Source organism: Vibrio sp. R10-SF1-ISO8, assembly GCF_059833805.1.
Genome location: NZ_JCBDHL010000008.1, coordinates 227,415 through 247,071 on the forward strand (window position 1 = coordinate 227,415; position 19,657 = coordinate 247,071).

The 19,657-nt window shown below is 45.5% G+C and carries 16 protein-coding genes and 1 tRNA gene; 5 read left to right on the top strand and 12 right to left on the bottom strand.

Annotated elements, in window-relative coordinates; genetic code table 11:
- The first annotated feature begins 133 nt into the window (after window positions 1-133).
- Both purL and AC6R00_RS04725 read left to right on the top strand, forming a co-directional pair.
- Window positions 134-4,030, top strand: coding sequence for a phosphoribosylformylglycinamidine synthase (gene purL / locus AC6R00_RS04720; RefSeq protein WP_500639494.1), 3,897 nt, complete (start codon window positions 134-136; stop codon window positions 4,028-4,030).
- A 467-nt stretch (window positions 4,031-4,497) separates the two neighbouring features.
- Window positions 4,498-4,848 (top strand): DUF3622 domain-containing protein, encoded by a 351-nt coding sequence (locus AC6R00_RS04725; RefSeq protein ID WP_239826348.1) that lies wholly within the window; start codon window positions 4,498-4,500, stop codon window positions 4,846-4,848.
- Between the two features lie 63 nt (window positions 4,849-4,911).
- Here AC6R00_RS04725 and AC6R00_RS04730 read toward each other — a convergent pair whose 3' ends face one another.
- From AC6R00_RS04730 to purM, 5 genes are all read right to left on the bottom strand, one after another.
- Window positions 4,912-5,103, bottom strand: a complete 192-nt coding sequence (locus AC6R00_RS04730) for a DUF4250 domain-containing protein (protein ID WP_004742992.1) — start codon at window positions 5,101-5,103, stop codon at window positions 4,912-4,914.
- Entirely contained in the window at window positions 5,103-5,309 is a 207-nt protein-coding gene (locus AC6R00_RS04735; RefSeq protein ID WP_039478024.1) for a YaeP family protein, read from the bottom strand. The genes AC6R00_RS04730 and AC6R00_RS04735 overlap by 1 nt, the downstream gene beginning before the upstream one ends.
- Window positions 5,310-5,428: 119 nt before the next feature.
- Entirely contained in the window at window positions 5,429-6,082 is a 654-nt protein-coding gene (locus AC6R00_RS04740) for a tellurite resistance TerB family protein (RefSeq protein WP_239826347.1), read from the bottom strand.
- A 119-nt stretch (window positions 6,083-6,201) separates the two neighbouring features.
- Window positions 6,202-6,843 carry a phosphoribosylglycinamide formyltransferase gene (purN, locus tag AC6R00_RS04745; protein ID WP_004742989.1) on the bottom strand — a complete coding sequence of 214 codons (642 nt, stop codon included), beginning with the start codon at window positions 6,841-6,843 and terminating at the stop codon, window positions 6,202-6,204.
- Between the two features lie 2 nt (window positions 6,844-6,845).
- A complete protein-coding gene (gene purM / locus AC6R00_RS04750) occupies window positions 6,846-7,886 on the bottom strand; it encodes a phosphoribosylformylglycinamidine cyclo-ligase (RefSeq protein ID WP_004742988.1) in 1,041 nt (346 codons plus the stop codon).
- 178 nt (window positions 7,887-8,064) lie between these two features.
- Between purM and upp the strand changes: the two genes are divergently transcribed.
- A complete protein-coding gene (upp, locus tag AC6R00_RS04755) occupies window positions 8,065-8,691 on the top strand; it encodes a uracil phosphoribosyltransferase (RefSeq protein WP_004742987.1) in 627 nt (208 codons plus the stop codon).
- A gap of 285 nt (window positions 8,692-8,976) precedes the next feature.
- On the opposite strand, the gene rluF is transcribed toward upp, so the two are convergent.
- From rluF to AC6R00_RS04770, 3 genes are all read right to left on the bottom strand, one after another.
- Window positions 8,977-10,008: a 23S rRNA pseudouridine(2604) synthase RluF gene (rluF, locus tag AC6R00_RS04760; protein ID WP_500639495.1), complete on the bottom strand. Its 1,032-nt coding sequence runs from the start codon at window positions 10,006-10,008 to the stop codon at window positions 8,977-8,979.
- A 94-nt stretch (window positions 10,009-10,102) separates the two neighbouring features.
- Complete coding sequence (gene smrA / locus AC6R00_RS04765) at window positions 10,103-10,684, bottom strand: DNA endonuclease SmrA (protein ID WP_171322361.1); 582 nt, start codon at window positions 10,682-10,684, stop codon at window positions 10,103-10,105.
- A 158-nt stretch (window positions 10,685-10,842) separates the two neighbouring features.
- Complete coding sequence (locus AC6R00_RS04770) at window positions 10,843-10,983, bottom strand: DUF3149 domain-containing protein (RefSeq protein WP_004742983.1); 141 nt, start codon at window positions 10,981-10,983, stop codon at window positions 10,843-10,845.
- A 265-nt stretch (window positions 10,984-11,248) separates the two neighbouring features.
- Here AC6R00_RS04770 and AC6R00_RS04775 point away from each other — a divergent pair.
- Window positions 11,249-11,325 (top strand) — tRNA-Pro (locus tag AC6R00_RS04775).
- Between the two features lie 338 nt (window positions 11,326-11,663).
- On the opposite strand, the gene AC6R00_RS04780 is transcribed toward AC6R00_RS04775, so the two are convergent.
- Entirely contained in the window at window positions 11,664-12,092 is a 429-nt protein-coding gene (locus tag AC6R00_RS04780) for a hypothetical protein (protein ID WP_500639496.1), read from the bottom strand.
- 115 nt (window positions 12,093-12,207) lie between these two features.
- A complete protein-coding gene (locus AC6R00_RS04785) occupies window positions 12,208-13,071 on the bottom strand; it encodes a TraB/GumN family protein (RefSeq protein ID WP_500639497.1) in 864 nt (287 codons plus the stop codon).
- A gap of 404 nt (window positions 13,072-13,475) precedes the next feature.
- Here AC6R00_RS04785 and AC6R00_RS04790 point away from each other — a divergent pair, with 404 nt between their 5' ends.
- Window positions 13,476-16,127, top strand: a complete 2,652-nt coding sequence (locus AC6R00_RS04790) for a beta-N-acetylhexosaminidase (protein ID WP_500639498.1) — start codon at window positions 13,476-13,478, stop codon at window positions 16,125-16,127.
- Between the two features lie 69 nt (window positions 16,128-16,196).
- Here the strand turns inward: AC6R00_RS04790 and AC6R00_RS04795 are convergent, their stop codons facing one another.
- The gene (locus AC6R00_RS04795; RefSeq protein WP_004744493.1) at window positions 16,197-17,588 is read right to left on the bottom strand and encodes a peptide MFS transporter; all 1,392 of its coding nucleotides are present in this window, start codon (window positions 17,586-17,588) and stop codon (window positions 16,197-16,199) included.
- Window positions 17,589-17,941: 353 nt separating this feature from the next.
- Window positions 17,942-19,606 carry an asparagine synthase B gene (gene asnB / locus AC6R00_RS04800; RefSeq protein WP_239852032.1) on the bottom strand — a complete coding sequence of 555 codons (1,665 nt, stop codon included), beginning with the start codon at window positions 19,604-19,606 and terminating at the stop codon, window positions 17,942-17,944.
- Window positions 19,607-19,657: the final 51 nt, after the last annotated feature.

Below are 19,657 nucleotides of genomic sequence, written 5' to 3' on the forward strand. Positions count from 1 at the left end.
AATGCGCTCGCATCAAAGAGGTGGAATCGGCATAGGTTTGAAAAACCTTCGGGAATAGCTTCGAAGAAAATACAGTAACCCACTGAATTTATTCCAATATCACCTTAATCAATTGCATGAGAGACCTAAGCGCATGAGAATTTTTCGTGGCTCCCCAGCTCTATCTGAATTTCGTGTTAACAAGCTTCTAGAGCTTTGTCGTGAACTTGGCCTACCTGTAACCGGTATTTACGCTGAGTTTGCTCACTTTGCTGATCTAACGTCAGACCTAGATGCGTCTGAAGTTGAGAAACTAGAAAAACTACTGACTTACGGTCCAACAATTGAAGAGCACGAGCCAGAAGGTCTTCTTCTGCTAGCTACTCCTCGCCCTGGTACTATCTCGCCATGGTCTTCAAAATCGACTGACATTGCTAATAACTGTGGCTTAGATAAAGTCGTTCGTCTAGAGCGCGGCACGGCTTATTACATTGAAACGTCTGCTGAACTGACTGAACTGCAACTCGTCGAGCTTAAAGCGATTCTTCATGACCGCATGATGGAAGTGGTTTTCACTGATTTTGAATCTGCACGAGCACTTTTCCAAGTGGCAGAACCTGCTCCAGTAGCGGATGTTGACCTACTTAAAGGCGGCCGCGCTGCGCTTGAAAACGCAAACGTTACCCTAGGTCTTGCACTTGCAGATGACGAAATCGAATACCTTTACGACGCGTTCGTCAACAAGCTAGATCGTAACCCAACAGACATCGAGCTGATGATGTTTGCACAGGCGAACTCGGAGCACTGTCGTCACAAGATCTTTAACGCAGACTGGACTATCGACGGCGTTAAGCAAGAGAAGTCTCTGTTCAAGATGATCAAGAACACATTTGAAACGACACCAGAAAACGTGCTGTCTGCGTACAAAGATAACGCAGCAGTAATGGTGGGCTCTGATGTAGGTCGTTTTTTCCCGAACCCAGAAACTCGCCAGTACGGCTACAACCAAGAGAAAGCCCACATCCTAATGAAGGTGGAAACGCACAACCACCCAACGGCTATCTCTCCTTGGCCGGGCGCTTCGACTGGTTCTGGTGGTGAAATCCGCGACGAAGGCGCAACAGGTATTGGCGGTAAGCCAAAAGCCGGTCTAGTTGGTTTTACTACATCTAACCTACGTATTCCTGGTTTTGAACAGCCATGGGAAACAGATTTTGGTAAGCCAGGTCGCATCGTTAACGCACTAGATATCATGCTAGAAGGCCCACTTGGTGGCGCGGCGTTCAACAACGAATTTGGTCGTCCAAACCTACTTGGTTACTTCCGTACTTACGAAGAAAAAGTTAACTCTCACGCAGGTGTTGAGGTTCGCGGTTACCACAAGCCAATCATGATTGCTGGTGGTATGGGGAACATCCGTGACGAGCACGTACAGAAGAAAGAGATCCCTGTGGGTGCAAGCTTAATCGTTCTTGGTGGTCCTGCAATGAACATCGGCCTTGGTGGCGGTGCGGCATCTTCAATGGCGTCTGGTCAATCAGCAGAAGATCTAGATTTTGCTTCAGTACAGCGTGAAAACCCAGAGATGGAACGCCGCTGTCAGGAAGTGATCGACCGTTGTTGGCAGCTTGGCGACGAGAACCCAATCGCATTCATCCACGATGTGGGCGCGGGCGGTATCTCTAACGCACTTCCAGAGCTTGTAGACGATGGCGAGCGTGGTGGTATCTTCCAACTGCGTGACGTACCAAACGACGAACCAGACATGAGCCCACTTGAGATCTGGTGTAACGAATCTCAAGAACGTTACGTAATGGCGGTTGCTCCAGAGAATATGGAAGTATTCGATGCGATCTGTAAGCGTGAACGTGCACCATACGCAGTGGTTGGTGTTGCAACAGAAGAGCGAGAACTGAAACTTGAAGATTCACACTTCGACAACACGCCAATCGACATGCCAATGGATGTGCTTCTAGGTAAGACGCCTAAGATGCACCGTGATGCGAAGACGCTAAAAGCGAATAACCAAGCAGTTAACCGTGACGGTATTGAGTTAAACGAAGCAGCAGAGCGCGTGCTACGTCTACCAACGGTTGCTGAGAAAACATTCCTTATCACTATCGGTGACCGCACGGTGACTGGCCTAGTGGCGCGTGACCAAATGGTTGGCCCATGGCAGGTGCCAGTAGCAAACTGCGCCGTAACAGCGGCAAGCTACGACACTTACCACGGTGAAGCGATGTCGATGGGTGAGCGTACGCCAGTGGCTCTACTAGACTTCGGTGCTTCGGCTCGTCTAGCGGTGGGTGAGGCAATTACAAACATCGCAGCGATAAACATCGGTGATATCAAACACATTAAACTGTCTGCAAACTGGATGTCTCCAGCCGGTCACCCTGGCGAAGATGCAGGTCTTTACGAAGCGGTTAAAGCGGTGGGCGAAGAGCTATGTCCGGCGCTTGGTCTAACTATCCCTGTGGGTAAAGACTCAATGTCGATGAAGACCAAGTGGGAAGAGAATGGCGAGCAGAAAGAAGTAACCTCTCCGCTATCTCTAATCATCACTGCGTTTGCACGTGTTGAAGATGTACGTAAGACAATTACTCCTCAGCTTCGCACAGACAAAGGCGATACTAGCCTTGTACTTATCGACCTAGGCAACGGTCAAAACCGTCTAGGTGCAACGGCACTGGCGCAGGTTTACAAGCAGCTTGGTGATAAGCCAGCAGACGTAGACAACGCAGCGCAGCTAAAAGGCTTCTACGAAGGCGTTCAAACTCTTGTCGCGAACGATCAAGTTGTGGCATACCATGATAAGGGTGATGGCGGTCTATTCGTTACTCTAGCTGAGATGGCATTCGCGGGTCACTGTGGTGTGAAAGCTGATATCGCTGACCTAGGTGAAGATGTGTTAGCGGCACTATTCAACGAAGAGTTAGGTGCGGTACTTCAAGTTAAGAACGATGACCTAGACGCTGTACTGTCTACGCTAGCAGCAAACGGCCTTGAAGCATGTTCACACGTAATTGGTTCTGTAGAAGCGTCTGATGAGCTAGTGATTACTTCTGGTGACACAGTAGTTCTTGAGCGTAACCGAACTGAACTGCGTACTATCTGGGCTGAGACGACGCACAAGATGCAAGGTCTACGTGATAACCCGGCATGTGCTGACCAAGAGCACGAAGCGAAGAAAGACAACTCTGACCCAGGTCTAAACGTTAAGTTAAGCTTCGATGTGAACGAAGACATTGCAGCGCCATACATCGCGAAAGGTGCTAAGCCTAAGATGGCAATCCTACGTGAGCAGGGCGTGAACTCTCACGTTGAGATGGCAGCTGCATTTGACCGTGCAGGTTTTGAAGCAACAGATATTCACATGAGCGACATCCTAACTGGTCAAGCGGTTCTAGAAGAGTACCAAGGTCTAGTCGCTTGTGGAGGCTTCTCTTACGGTGACGTACTAGGTGCGGGTGAAGGTTGGGCGAAGTCTATCCTGTTCAACGAGCAAGCTCGTAACCAGTTCCAAGGCTTCTTCCAACGTGAAGATACTTTCTCTCTAGGTGTGTGTAATGGCTGTCAGATGCTGTCTAACCTGAAAGAGTTAATTCCAGGTGCAGACCTGTGGCCACGCTTCGTACGTAACGAATCTGAGCGTTTTGAAGCACGCTTCAGCCTAGTGGAAGTTCAGAAGTCTGATTCCGTATTCTTCGACGGTATGGCAGGCTCTCGTATGCCAATCGCAGTTTCTCACGGTGAAGGCCGCGTAGAAGTGCGTGATGCTGACCACTTAGCCGCGATTGAATCATCAGGTACGGTAGCAGTGCGTTACGTGGATAACCACGGCAATGCGACTCAGCAATACCCGAACAACCCGAACGGTTCACCAAACGCAATCACAGGTCTAACGACGCAAGATGGCCGCGTGACTATCATGATGCCGCATCCTGAGCGCGTATTCCGTACAGTTGCGAACTCTTGGTCTCCTGAAGGTTGGGGTGAGAACGGTGCTTGGATGCGTATGTTCCAAAACGCACGTAAAAACATTGGCTAATTAAGCCGAGATTCGTTCTCTACTCTGTAAATAGTAAAGCGCTGGTTGAAAGGCCAGCGCTTTCTTTGTTTAGAATCGGGAAGCGGGAACGGGCTGCGCCCTATGGAACGCTTTGCTACGGGAACGGACTTCGTCCTATGGATCGCTTCGCTGCTAGAAAACGGGATCGGGCTGCGGCCTTGTGGAAAAGAGAGTTGACTCCATAATCACCAAAGAGCAACGTTAGTTATCCAGTTATCCAGTTATCCAGTTATCCAGTTATCCAGTTATCCAGTTATCCAGTTATCCAGTTATCCAGTTATCCAGTTATCCAGTTATCCAGTTATCCAGTTATCCAGTTATCCAGTTATCCGGCTCTATTTTTGAAAAACTAATAGCCAACAGCCACTTTTTGCGCTCTAATACCGCGCTTGCCAAGGGATGGCTAAATCCCTCAATATTCCATTAGAATCCCTTAGGAAATGAAAATGTCGAACAACAAAAAATTTGCCATTCGTGTTACTGAAAAGCGTAACGGTTGGTGTGCAGAGATCACTCGCCAAGTGACTTCACGTAAAACGTCAGTATCAAAACGTGAAACCGGCTTTGAAACTGAATCAGCAGCACAAGAGTGGGCTGAAAAAGAACTAGCAGGTTTTATTCAAAACCAAGCTCAACGTAATGAGCGTAAAGGCGAAGCACGTAAAGTTCGCATCGAACGTGAAGAGCGACTGGCTCAAGAAGCCGCTGAGAAGAAAGCACGTTACGAAGAAGCGAAACGCGCAGCAGCAGCGCAAGCTGAGCTTGACGATGAAGATGATTTCTTCGAAGAAGAGTAATAAGTCGTCATTCAATAAAAAACCGCCAGAGAGGCGGTTTTTTTGTATCTAATCAACGGTAGATTAACGGAATTGGCCAGCTTCAGGTAAGAAATCAAATCCAGCAGAGGCTAACTTGGTTTCTAGCGCTGATTTATCAATGTCAAAGAAAGCGACAAGCTTGTCTAAATCACCGCCGAAATCATCACGTAACTTCATGTTGACGATACTCATCAACATGACAGGATCCATTGATTCAAAGTTGGCTAAGTTCATTACTTGTCCTCAAAATCTGAGATCAGCAAGTTTGCCGCTGCAAATGCTGCTTTTTCACGAGCCTCTTTAGGCAAAGACTCATCCGCAGCGATGTCGTTTAACGCTCTTACTGCGCATGAAATAGCTTGTGGGACATAGGCTTGATCGCCGCTTCCAATCTGTGCGTACAGTTCGCGCACTAATTCACAACAGCCGTATACTTGCATGGCTTATACTCCGATAAATGATAACTGCTCTCAAATATACACACTCAAATTCGGAAACTCAAAGTGTAAGCTTGTCCTAACGCAAAGCGTATGACGACGTGTTCAAAACCTAAGCAAAATTAATCAGTTTGCAGTTGTTGCTCTAGCTGGAAGGTGACTTCTGGGGCGAGCTGGAGTTGCTTTGCTAGCTCTTGAAGATAAGCCTTTTCCATAAAGTTTTGTTCATCAACCACAATCAAAGAGGCAAGATAAATCTCAGAGGCCTGCTGTGGTGAGTGAGCTAGCCTTGCTATTTCGCTTGGGTCGAGTGGTTTGTTGAGCTCACTGTGAATCAATTGCTGAAGTTGGGTATTGGCCCCTGCTTGTGTCAGGGTGGATTCAATACGCTCCATCTCTTCATTATCGACGTGGCCGTCAGCTTTAGCAGCGGCAATCATCGCTTTGATTATTAACTCGTCATGGATATTGTCATTTGAATTAAAGGTTTCTTGTGGAGATGCTGTAGGCTGCTTAGCTTGATAGTCGTTGTAGACTTTGTAAGCCAATGCGCCAAGCGCAGCGACGCCACCAATCTTTAGCGCGTTTTTGCCGACTTTTTTACCCATCTTTTTGCTCTTCTTCGAACCCATTAATAGGCTCACTAAGCCACCACCCACGGCTCCTGCGCCTAAAGACTTTAGAGTGTTTGAATTGGATTGCTGCTTAAGCTGCTGTTGCCCTTTTTGGACAATGTCTGAGCTAAGGGCTTGATTGAGTAGGCTTTTAAGATCCATACGTTACCTCCGTCATTTTTGTCAGGATAAGGTAGCGAAGATGAATAGAGGATTAACAATGGTAAAGAAAAAAGACGAGCATGAGCTCGTCTTTGTATTTGATCGGGTTTAGTAGCGTATTAGTCTTCTGCGTGACCGTGGATTCCAAGCAGCTTACCATCGAGGTAGGCTTCTTTTTCATCTTTCATTACCAAGCGCTCTTCCACTAACCATTTTACCACCATAGGGTAAATACGGTGCTCTTGAGTTTGAACACGCTCCGTCAGAGTCTCGACCGTATCTTCATCAAAAATCGGCACTTTCGCTTGTAGAATCACAGGACCACCATCAAGTTGCTCTGTCACAAAGTGAACGCTAGTACCGTGTTCTTCATCACCAGCATGGATAGCACGTTGGTAAGTGTTCAATCCAGGGTATTTAGGTAATAGAGAAGGGTGGATGTTAATCATGCGTCCCATATAGTGACGAACGAATTCGCCACTTAAGATACGCATGTAACCCGCAAGCACGATGACATCAGGTTGATACTCATCGATCTGCTTCATCAACTCATGGTCAAAGGCATCACGAGTATCGAATGCTTTAGGATCAAGGAAATGTGCTGCTGAGCCCGCTTTTTCTGCTCGTTCTAAAGCATAGACGCCTGCCTTGTTAGAGAATACGGCAGTGACTCGGCCACCTGTAATTTGGGTGTTACATGCGTCAATAATCGCCTGTAAATTGGAGCCATTTCCTGAAACTAAAACAACAATACTCTTCATGCTTATTTGATCTCTACTTGTTCTTCGCCTGCTTCAGCGTTTGCGATTTCGCCAATTACCCATGCATTCTCACCTTCGTCCTGAAGAAGCTTAACAGCAGCATCTGCTTGATCTTTTGGTAGAGCAATAACAAGGCCAACACCACAGTTAAATGTGCGGTACATTTCGTGAGTGGTTACGTTGCCTTTTTCTTGTAGCCATTTGAAGATAACAGGCCATTCCCAGCTGTTTCCATCAACAACGGCTTTAGTGCCTTGTGGAAGAACGCGTGGGATGTTTTCCCAGAAACCACCACCTGTGATATGAGAGATGGCATGGATATCGTGCTTCTCAATCATCTTAAGTGCTGATTTGATGTAAATTTTTGTTGGTTCTAGTAGGTGCTCACCAATAGTGCGGCCTGCTAGCTCTTCGTTTTTGTCTGCGCCAGATACTTCAAGAATCTTACGGATCAACGAGTAACCGTTTGAGTGTGGACCGCTTGAACCTACAGCGATAAGTGCATCACCAGCGGCAACTTTAGTGCCGTCGATTACGTCTTCTTTTTCAACAACACCGACACAGAAGCCAGCAACGTCGTAGTCTTCGCCTTCGTACATGCCTGGCATTTCAGCCGTTTCACCACCGATTAGCGCACAACCTGCTTGTACACAGCCGTCTGCGATACCAGATACGACGTCAGCAGCAGTATCAACATCGAGTTTGCCTGTTGCATAGTAATCTAAGAAGAACAATGGCTCAGCACCTTGTACGATTAGATCGTTGACACACATAGCAACAAGATCAACACCTATAGTGTCGTGCTTTTTCATATCCAGAGCTAAGCGCAGTTTAGTACCAACGCCGTCTGTACCTGAAACGAGAACTGGCTGTTTGTATTTAGTTGGCAGTTCGCATAGTGCGCCAAAACCACCAATACCACCCATTACCTCTGGGCGACGTGTGCGTTTTACTGCACCTTTAATACGGTCAACAAGCGCATTGCCTGCATCGATGTCAACGCCAGCGTCTTTGTAGCTAAGAGAAGTGTTATCAGCACTCACAGGGAAGTCCTCTGGTTTAAAGTTGGATATGAAAACGGCGCTATTCTACCAGTGGATAAACATAGATAGCAAACGTTTGCGCAAGTTTTTTCTTTTGTCTTAGAACAAGAAATTGAGAACGAAATCGTTTATAATCTGAAGGTTTGTTTAAAAATCACCACATAAGCCGGAGATGGAAATGAAAGTTGTTGAAGTAAAACACCCTCTTGTTAAGCACAAACTTGGTCTAATGAGAGAAGGTGACATCAGCACTAAGCGCTTTCGCGAGCTAGCTACAGAAGTTGGTAGCCTGCTTACTTACGAAGCGACTGCAGACTTTGAAACAGAAAAAGTAACCATTGAAGGTTGGAATGGTCCAGTTGAAGTTGACCAAATTAAAGGTAAGAAGGTAACGGTTGTGCCAATCCTGCGTGCAGGTCTTGGTATGATGGATGGCGTTCTTGAGCATATGCCAAGTGCACGTATCAGTGTTGTTGGTATCTACCGTGACGAAGAGACGCTTGAGCCAGTACCATACTTCAACAAGTTAGCGTCTAACATGGACGAGCGTATTGCGCTTGTTGTTGACCCAATGCTAGCGACTGGCGGCTCAATGATCGCTACTATTGATCTGCTGAAAGAGAAGGGCTGTAAATCAATCAAGGTGCTAGTACTTGTTGCCGCTCCAGAAGGTATTGAAGCGCTTGAGAAAGCTCACCCAGATGTTGAGCTATTCACTGCTGCTATCGATGAGAAACTAAACGATAAAGGCTACATCGTTCCTGGTCTTGGCGACGCAGGTGATAAGATCTTCGGTACAGTATAATCTGAAGAAGCTAAGTGAATTAAAAGAGGAGCCTATCGGCTCCTCTTTTTGTTTAAGAGCAGACTTCGTCCTTGAGAGCGCTTAGCTGCGAGATCGGGCTTCACCCTTCGAGATGTGTTCTTGGTAAGTGGTTTGAAAATTGCAGACAGTGATATTTTTCTTAGGATCTAATTGTCTGGATATAAAAGAAAAGGGTTGGCACAGTGTGCCAACCCTTCAATATCTCCCGCTTCTCGCTTCTCGCTTCTCGCTTCTCGCTTCTCGCTTCTCGCTTCTCGCTTCTCGCTATTTCTTCAAACTCAAAGTGCCGCCAGAGCGTGGTTTTGCAGGGCGTTGTGATTTGTCACTGGCAGGCTTATAGAAAGTCTTACCTTTATTTAGCTTGGCTTTTGAGTCGCTTTGGTTGCCACTATTGCGACCTTTTTTAGAGTTTGGCGCATGGCGGAACTCATCGGCGTTACGGCCTTTAAAAGTACGACTCTTCTGATTGCGACGTGCTTTAGAGTCTTGGTTTTCTTCGCGGCTATCAAACAGCTTAGCATCGGTTGCTTTGCGAATGCGTTTACCCTTGCTATCTACTTTAGATGCCTCTTCAGTGCCGCTAGAATCTTCACACATAGCCAGAATCTCAGCTACTTCCGCATCTGTTAGGTAACGCCATTGTCCATTAGGAATCCCGTCAAGCGAGATGTTCATAATGCGCACACGGCGCAGCTTGAATACTTCATAGCCTAATGCTTCACACATACGACGGATTTGGCGGTTGAGACCTTGAGTAAGCACAATGCGGAACGAGAATTTAGTCTCTTTAGTCACGGTACATGGAAGAGTGACAGTGTCGAGGATATTTACCCCCGAAGACATCTGCTTGATAAACTCTTCTGTGATCGGCTTATCTACGCGAACCACATACTCTTTTTCGTGGTTATTACCGGCGCGAAGAATCTTGTTTACGATATCGCCATCGTTGGTTAAGAAGATCAAACCGTCCGAAGGTTTGTCTAAGCGACCAATCGGGAAAATACGTTTCTTGTGGCCGATGAAGTCAACGATATTACCCGGAATATCACGCTCTGTGGTACAGGTAATACCCGTTGGCTTATTGAGTGCGATGTAAACAGGTTTGTCAGTGGCAGCCGCGATTGGCTTATCATCAACTCGGACGTCATCACCTAGCTGAACTTTGGTGCCCATTTCAGGTACTTTACCATTAATGGTGACACGGCCTTGCTCGATGAGGCGGTCAGCTTCACGGCGTGAGCAAAAACCTGTTTCGCTGATAAACTTATTGAGGCGTTTAGCGTTATCTTGTGACATGTTGTTCTCCTAACGTTTCACAACGGCGGTTTAAAGGTGTGCTGACCAATAAATCAGCACATAGAGGGCGCGCATTCTAGCACTGTGTTACACGTTAACCCAGTCGTTTTTGGTGGCGTTCACGAGTTTCGATTTTTTTCTCGGCGCTTTTTCGCAGTAAGACGTACACGGCACCGGTGCCACCATGGAAGCGCTGGGCACTGTGAACACATTGCACTTCTTTAATTTGCATTAGCCATTGAGCGACAAAACTCTTCATCAGTGCTGGTGGGTTAGAACGTTCACCTTTGCCATGAACAATGACCACGGTACGAATATCCATCCGCATACATTGCTTCAAGAACTTAACCACTTCATCACGCGCTTGTTCGAGCGTGCGCTTGTGTAAATCTAGTCTTGCTTGTATTGGGTATTTAGCAAGACGTAACTTTTTGTACACTCCGTCTTGGACGCCATCACGTTTGAACTCGATAATATCGTCAGGCTTTATCATCTCAGCATGATCGATGGACAGATATTCAGGGTCATCTTCTGTTAACCAGATGGCGGCCTCACGCTTAGCAAGTTGTGCATCGGTTACCTGATGTTGCTTTTTATGTTCGGTCGTATCTTGCTGAAGAGGTTTTACATCGCCCATCATTTGTTGGAATAGGCTTAGGTCATCATCATGAGACATAGCTACATCTCAGAGTAGGAAATCAATACCAACATTATACCTGTGAGGGTATGGGGGGGATCAAGAGTTTGCTAGATGAGAAATAAAAAACCGAAGCAGACAAGGTATCTACTTCGGTGCATAGCGAATGTCTATTCTATGAATAGGGCTAAGCGATTCTAGTGAGGAGATTTGTCGTTCATCACTTTGTAGATGAAGTAACCGCCGTAGAACAGCATTAGACCGAAGGCGCCAAAGATGACAATCATTGAAGATAGACCTACCGCATTACCAAATAGGAGATCAAGCCAAAAGTCCATAGTTCCTCCAAAGAGTACAAAGTGAGATGACAAGGGTTAAGGTAAAACACGGTTAAATATGCAACACTGATCTGGATCAATTGTTGTTATTAGGTTGCGGATTTGTTCTTGTTGATGTGTTTTTGCTCACACTTTATACGTGTTAGATGATGTTTTATACAAACGGACAATAAAATTGAAAAAGTTACTTAAAATGGCTTGCGTTAGAAATCAGAATCCGTAATATACGCCTTCGTTGACGGGCAATGAGCTCGAATAAACATCTCGGTGAATAGCGCAGCTTGGTAGCGCATCTGGTTTGGGACCAGAGGGTCGGGGGTTCGAATCCCTCTTCACCGACCACTTTTAGAAAGCCTGCTTTTATAAGCAGGCTTTCGTCGTTTTAGGCTTTCTGAATCGAGAACGCTTCGCTCTAGAGTCGAGAATGGGCTTCGCCCTCCGAGAAAAAATGAGCAGGCAATCTGCGAAGTACATGAATTACCCTTTAATTATCGCTACTTCTTTCACTACAAAGAATGATGGCGTAATTTGTTGAAAACAAAAGGGTTGACGCAGTACGCCAACCCTAAAAAATATTTCTCGCTTCTCGCTTCTCGCTTCTCGCTTCTCGCTTCTCGCTTCTCGCTTCTCGCTTCTCGCTTCTCGCTTCTCGCTTCTCGCTTCTCGCTTCTCGCTTCTCGCTACTTCACATCACAACTAATCTCTTTGATTGGTGTTTCTGACGTCGTAAAGCAGATGTAAGCCTCAATGGGATTATTTGGCCCGATGCGAATATAGCCAGCTTGCACCTCATTTTGGTTAAAAGAGATGGAGTGTGACTGGCCTTTCTGATTGTCAAAGTAGATGGCTTCAAAGCTGCCTTGCATTTGATTAGCAACGCGATCACGAGTATGAGATGTAGTAAAAGTCACATTTGCACAGCGCATAGGCGGCTTTTCTTTAATAAGAATTTGACCACTTTCTCTATCCAGAACACCACCTTTCGTCTCTGAAGCTATATCAATAGGTTGGTAATATTCTATGGTACATGTGGCTTTGGCAAAGGCATGCGCGGAAAACAAGCTTAAGGAAGCAAGAAAGTAGCCTAAAGCTTTTGATTCTTTCGACATTGATGATTCAGTTTATTTGGTAAGTTTGATTTAAGCGTACCATCTTGCCACGTCCTAAGTATGTTAAAACACTGCAAAATTCATCTATCGATTGGCCAAAGTTAAAAAAACAGCTTTAGTATTTAAACTCACAGTTTGACGTTTTGCTCTTTGATAGCTGTGTTACTTTAAAGCCTTCATCTTCCAGTAGCTGCAACACGCTTTGTTCACCTAATAAATGTAGGGTTCCAACGACAATGACATATGACCCTTTAGATTTAGGTAACCATTTGGGGTTGGAAAGTTTTTCAGCCCAATCAAGATTACGATCAATCAGAAATGACTTTTCAAATTCAGGAGACATTTGTGTCAGTGAGGCAAATTCTTCAAGTTTACTCATGTCACCCGCTTTCCAGCTTTCGATTAGACAATGAGTTGCGTCTTCAGAATGATCAAACTCTTCTATAGCGCTAACCAAGAGTTCTTTGCCTGACTCTTTCTGCCCAGTTAGTAAGTCAATTTGAAACTGAAGGGACTCAAGACTTATGACAGGCTTTTCCCATAAGCTTGCTTTGTAAGCGAGCCTAACATCGACGCCATCTGCGGCGGAGTAGCCAAGGTATTCAATTTGTCTCATCTGAATGGCGAGAGCAGCAGCCCAAGGCGGAGTGTGCAACAGTTCATTGCCATTCATCTCTAACAAATTAGATATACCGATGAGTTCGTTTTGTTGAGCTGTTGAAAGCACATCTTTAGATAGTAGCGTTGTTGGCGGGTACTTAATCCCCCCGTTTTGGCGAACGTCGGTTTCAACGATCAAGCCTTGGCTTGTCTTTAGTCGGTTGAAGACCATTTCAGGTAAGGGATACATACTCTTATCGCCAACATGAACAGAGCCTATGACTGTGTATTTCAGCTCACCTTTTTCAATGTTCCAGATGAGAGGTTCGGCTTGGATGCTCGCTGATAACACCAATAGTAAGAGAAGTAATTTACGCATTAATGGATCCTTACCGATGCGGAAAAATTGTTGAAATCCGTTATTTCAACGGAGTTTGACGAGGCAAAAGTGAGTACAAAATCACGATTTCGTATCTCGGTCATCTTTAGATATTACGATAACAAATGCCGTGTTGTGATCTTTCTTCACTTTAAATCGTGTTTTGAACTTAAAGGTGTGATTAGGTTCTCAGTAATCTCGTTAAATTAACTACGTCGAAATTGACGAGTCAGATAACTATCTGTTTTTAATCGCTTAAATTTAATTTGAAAATCTAAAGTTTGAATCAGATCACTTTCGCCACTGATTAATTTTACGATGAAAAATAACTCGCGATATGTTGTTTGTATCTTAGTTTTAGAGCCAACTTTTTCCGGCTTAATTTACGTTTTGGGGTAAGTAAGATGTTTAAACAAAGTCTGATTGCGGCATCGGTTGTCGCCACACTAGTTGGTTGTTCTACGCTTCAATCTAATGAGCAAAGTGTTGTTAACTCACTCGCGAACAACCTCGATGTTCAATATGAAGTACTAACAAACCACGGTGCTAACGAAGGCCTTGCATGCCAAGAGATGGGCGCAGAATGGGCTTCTTGTAACAAAGTAAACATGACGCTAGTTAACCAAGGTCAAGCGGTTGACTCTAAAGATTGGGCTATTTACTTCCACAGCATTCGTCTGATTCTGGATGTAGACAACGAGCAATTCAAAATTTCTCGCGTAACGGGTGATCTACACAAACTAGAACCGACCGACAAGTTTGATGGTTTTGCGGCGGATGAAGAGGTTGTGCTTCCTCTTGTTGCTGAATACTGGCAGCTATTTGAAACTGACTTCATGCCAGGCGCTTTCGTTGCTGCACCGAATGCAGAGCCTAAGATGATCGCTTCTCTTAACACAGAAGATGTTGCATCTTTCGTAACTGGCCTTGAGGGTAACAACCTAAAACGTACGCCAGATGACAACAACGTATTTGCAAACGCTGTGTCTCGTTTCGAGAAGAACGAAGACCTAGCAAAACAAGATGTATCAACCACGTTACTACCAACGCCACTGTCTGTTGAAGCAGGTAAAGGTACGGTAGATATCGCGGCGGGTATCGCTCTGCCTAAAGACGCATTCGATGCGACTCAATACGCGGCAATTCAAGATCGTGCAGAAGTGGTAGGTGTGGATGTTCGTGGTGATCTTCCTGTAAGCATCACTGTTGTTCCTGCAGACTTCACCGGTGAATTAGCAAAGTCTGGTGCTTACGAGATGAGCATCAAAGGCGACGGTATTGCGATTAAAGCGTTTGACCAAGCAGGTGCTTTCTACGCAGTACAATCTATCTTTGGCCTGGTAGATAGCCAAAATGCTGATTCTCTACCACAACTGTCTATTAAAGACGCGCCTCGTTTTGATTACCGTGGTGTGATGGTGGATGTGGCTCGTAACTTCCACTCTAAAGACGCAATTCTTGCAACGCTAGACCAAATGGCAGCGTACAAGATGAACAAGCTACACCTTCACCTAACGGACGATGAAGGCTGGCGTATAGAAATCCCGGGTCTACCTGAGCTGACAGAAGTGGGTGCTAACCGTTGTTTCGATACACAAGAGAAAAGCTGTTTACTGCCTCAGCTTGGCTCTGGTCCAACATCAGATAACTTTGGTTCTGGCTACTTCAGCAAAGCAGACTACGTCGAAATCCTAACGTATGCGAAAGCACGCAACATCGAAGTGATTCCAGAAATCGATATGCCAGCACACGCTCGTGCCGCCGTGGTATCAATGGAAGCACGTTACGACCGCCTAATGGAAGAAGGTAAAGAAATAGAAGCGAACGAATATCGATTGATGGATCCACAAGATACATCGAACGTAACCACGGTTCAGTTCTACAACAAGCAAAGCTTCATCAACCCATGTATGGAATCTTCAACTCGCTTTGTTGATAAAGTGATTTCAGAAGTAGCAGCAATGCACCAAGAAGCGGGTACGCCGCTAACAACATGGCACTTTGGTGGTGACGAAGCGAAGAACATCAAGCTAGGCGCTGGTTTCCAAGATGTGAACGCTGAAGAGAAAGTAAGCTGGAAAGGTACGATTGACCTGTCTAAACAAGATAAGCCATTCGCACAATCTCCACAATGTCAGACGCTAATTGCAGACGGTACGGTAAGCGACTTTGCTCATCTACCAAGCCACTTTGCAGAAGAAGTGTCTAAGATTGTGGCAGAGAAGGGCATTCCAAACTTCCAAGCTTGGCAAGATGGCCTTAAATACAGTGAAGGTGAGAAAGCGTTCGCAACAGAAAACACACGTGTTAACTTCTGGGACGTTCTTTACTGGGGTGGCACATCATCAGTGTACGAATGGTCTAAGAAAGGTTACGACGTGATCGTTTCTAACCCAGACTACGTGTACATGGACATGCCATACGAAGTTGACCCGAAAGAGCGTGGTTACTACTGGGCAACGCGTGCAACAGATACTCGTAAGATGTTTGGCTTTGCACCAGAGAACATGCCTCAGAACGCTGAAACCTCTGTAGACCGCGATGGTAACGGCTTCACTGGTAAAGGTGAAATCGAAGCGAAACCTTTCTACGGTCTATCAGCACAGCTTTGGTCTGAGACAGTACGTAACGATGAGCAATACGAGTACATGGTATTCCCTCGCGTACTAGCGGCGGCTGAGCGTGCGTGGCACCGTGCTGATTGGGAAAACGACTACAAAGTGGGTGTAGAGTATTCTCTAGAGACAAACCTAGTAGATAAAGCAGCGCTAAACCAAGACTACAACCGCTTTGCGAACGTACTTGGTCAACGTGAACTGGCTAAGCTAGAAAAATCAGGTATTGACTACCGCTTACCTGTACCTGGCGCAAAAGTTGAAGATGGCAAACTTGCAATGAACGTTCAGTTCCCAGGTGTAACGCTTCAATATTCTCTGGATGGTGAGAACTGGTTGATCTATGCAGACAATGCTCGTCCAAATGTAACTGGTGAAGTCTTCATCCGCTCGGTGTCAGCGATGGGTGACAAGGTCAGTCGTGTGACTAGCGTGAAATAGCGGATTAATTTCCCATAAAAACAAAAATGCCCGACCATTGATTTGGTCGGGTATTTTTTATTTTTACTATTAAGCAACTTGAGCTTGTTGCTCTTCAACTTGTTCTGCATTGCTGATTGGAGACTCAGCACCGTGCATCCAACGAACTAATGTATTTGAGAACATTAATAGGATGACACCAGAAACGGTTGCTGCAATGGCGATGCCACCAAAGATAGACATTGCACCTAGCTCACCTACATGAGAACCAATTAAACCAGCGACATAGTTAGCAATGGCGTTGAAACCAAACCATGCCCCCATCATCAGTGATGCTAGGCGAAGTGGTGCTAGTTTTGTTACCAGTGATAGACCGATTGGTGATAGGCAAAGCTCACCCAGAGTATGGAAGAAGAATGCACCGACTAGCCAAAGCATAGAGGTCTTAACGGCTGTATCGCCACCTTGCTCCATAACCGCACCCACCATACATAGGAAGCCTAGTGCCAAGAAGAACAGAGCCAAGGCAAATTTGACCGGTGAATTCGGCTCTTTTTTACCTAGCTTAACCCAGAAAGCGGCAAGTAAAGGCGCTAAAGTAATGATAAAGAATGGGTTAAGTGACTGGAACCAAGCAGCAGGCACTTCAAAGCTACCGATCATGCGATCTGTGTACTGCTGAGTATAGATATTCATCAGGCCGCCAGCTTGCTCAAAGCCAGCCCAGAATACGATGACAAATAGCCCCATAACTAGAATAACCTTCAAACGATCAACTTCTTGCTTAGTTAAAGGCTGTTTTTGTGCCGATTTTTTATTTTCTAAGTCACGAGCAGCGGCAGGTACAGTACCAATTTCGCCCAACCAAGATTTTGCCATCGTCATTTGCATGATAAGGCTAATGACCATACCGATACCCGCGACAACAAAGCCCGCCTTCCAGCCAAATTCATTGGTGACAGAGCCTGAAACAACACCTGCAATAAGGGCACCCAAGTTGATACCCATGTAGAAGATAGTGAATGCGCCGTCACGACGGTTGTCACCCTCTTCATACAGGTCACCAACCATAGTCGAGATGTTTGGTTTAAAGAGACCATTACCAGCAATCAGCAGTGCCAAACCAAGGTAGAAGCTGTGAACAGCGCTCATGCCGACCATTTCAGCTGGCAGTGCTAGCGTGAACTGGCCAATAGCCATTAGAGCACCACCCATTAGAATTGAGCGGCGTTGACCTAGGTAGTTATCCGCTAACCAGCCACCGATCATTGGCGTAATGTAAACGAGTCCAGTATAGATGCCATACAGATCAAGAGCATCTTTAGTCGACCAGCCCAAGCCGCCGTTAAGGGTTGTATCTGTCAGATAAAGAACAAGAATGGCACGCATTGCGTAGTAGGAAAAACGCTCCCACAGCTCAGTACCAAACAAAAGGAATAGACCACGAGGGTGGCCAAGGATTTGTTGATGTTGGTTTGTCATAAATTTTACTAATGTGATTTATTAAAGATTTTTATTTGTTGTTACGTATACTCCTTAGTGGATCTATCTGCAACGCTCCAAACTATAAGTGGTATTTATGGTTTTCATTTAAGGTGTTGAATTAATAGAGGTATTTTCATTAATTGCTCAAAAAATGACGTGCTACAAACTTAGTTTTCAAAATCGAGATTGTTGTTTTTACAATACGCTGTCATATCAAAGAGTAAAGAGAAGTAGGCAATATTGACAAGGGTTGGCTGGTAAGTAACCAAATGGGTTAATTTTCATCAATTGAAGAAGCTTACGGTGAAAAAAAAAGAGGCTCTATGAGCCTCTTTTAAGTTTGTTTTTGATTAGTAAGAGTCGTTATGAACGCTTTGAACTGCTCGACCTGATGGATCGGCCATGTTCTTGAATGACTCATCCCATTCAATAGCCTTAGCTGACGAACAAGCTACCGATGGGCCTCCTGGGACACATTCTGCTGCTGATGGAAGCGGGAATAGCTCTTCAAAGATCTCTCGGTATACATAGCCTTCTTTTGTTGTTGGCGTGTTGTATGGGAAGCGGTAGGCTGCTGTTTCCATTTGTTGATCAGAGACTTTCGCTTCAGCCACTTCTTTTAGCGTATCGATCCAGCTGTAACCTACACCATCAGAGAACTGCTCTTTCTGACGCCATGCAATGGAGTCTGGTAGGTAATGCTCGAAGCACTCACGCAGGATGTGTTTTTCCATCTTACCGTTGCCACACATCTTGTCTTCAGGGTTTAGACGCATTGCCACGTCGATAAACTCTTTATCTAGGAATGGTACTCGACCTTCAACACCCCACGCAGCCAGCGATTTGTTAGCACGAGCACAGTCAAACATGTTGAGTGCTAGTAGCTTACGTACTGTTTCCTCATGGAACTCTTTTGCGTTTGGCGCTTTATGGAAGTAGAGGTAGCCACCGAAGATCTCATCGGCACCTTCACCAGAAAGAACCATCTTAATGCCCATTGCTTTGATCTTACGGCCCATAAGGAACATAGGTGTCGAAGCGCGGATGGTGGTTACGTCGTAGGTTTCAATGTGGTAGATAACGTCACGGATGGCATCTAAGCCTTCTTGAATCGTGTAAGTCATCTCATGGTGAACAGTACCTATCTTGTCTGCGACTTCACGGGCTGCTTTCAGATCTGGTGCACCTTCTAAGCCAACCGCAAATGAGTGTAGCTGTGGCCACCATGCTTCTGACTTTTCATCATCTTCGATACGCATAGCAGCAAAACGCTTAGCAACGGCAGAAGTGATTGAAGAATCTAGACCACCAGATAGAAGTACACCATAAGGAACGTCTGTCATTAGTTGACGCTTAACCGCAGCTTCTAGCGCTTCAGTCAGTTCTTCTTTGCTGGTGCTGTTACCTTGAACTGCAGCATACTCGTTCCAGTCACGAATGTAGTAACGCTGTGGCTCTGCATCCCCACTACTGTAGTAGCAACCTGGAGGGAATTCGCTTACTGTTTTACATACTGGTACGAGCGCTTTCATTTCTGATGCTACGTAATAGTTGCCGTGCTCATCGTAACCTTGGTATAGAGGAATAATACCGATATGGTCACGACCAACGAGGTAGGTATCTTTCTCTTCATCGTATAGAACAAAAGCGAAAATACCGTTAAGCTCTTCTAGAAGATCTGCACCGAGATCTTGATACAAAGCTAGGATCACTTCACAGTCAGAATCGGTTTGGAAGTCGTATTTGCCTTCGTAGCGCGCACGAATTTCTTTGTGGTTGTAGATCTCGCCATTGACCGCAAGGATGTGCTTTTTATCAGAGCTATATAGAGGTTGCGCACCACTATTTAGACCAACAATCGCCAAACGCTCATGAGCTAGAATTGCTTTCTCTGAAGAATAAATACCAGACCAGTCAGGGCCACGATGGCGAAGCTTCTTCGACATTTCTAAAGCAACAGGGCGTAGCGCTTCTGCATCACTCTTTATGTCAAGAATACCGAAAATCGAACACATACAACTTCCCTTTAAAATAAAATTAACTTGTTGAGTTCAATTTGCCATTCT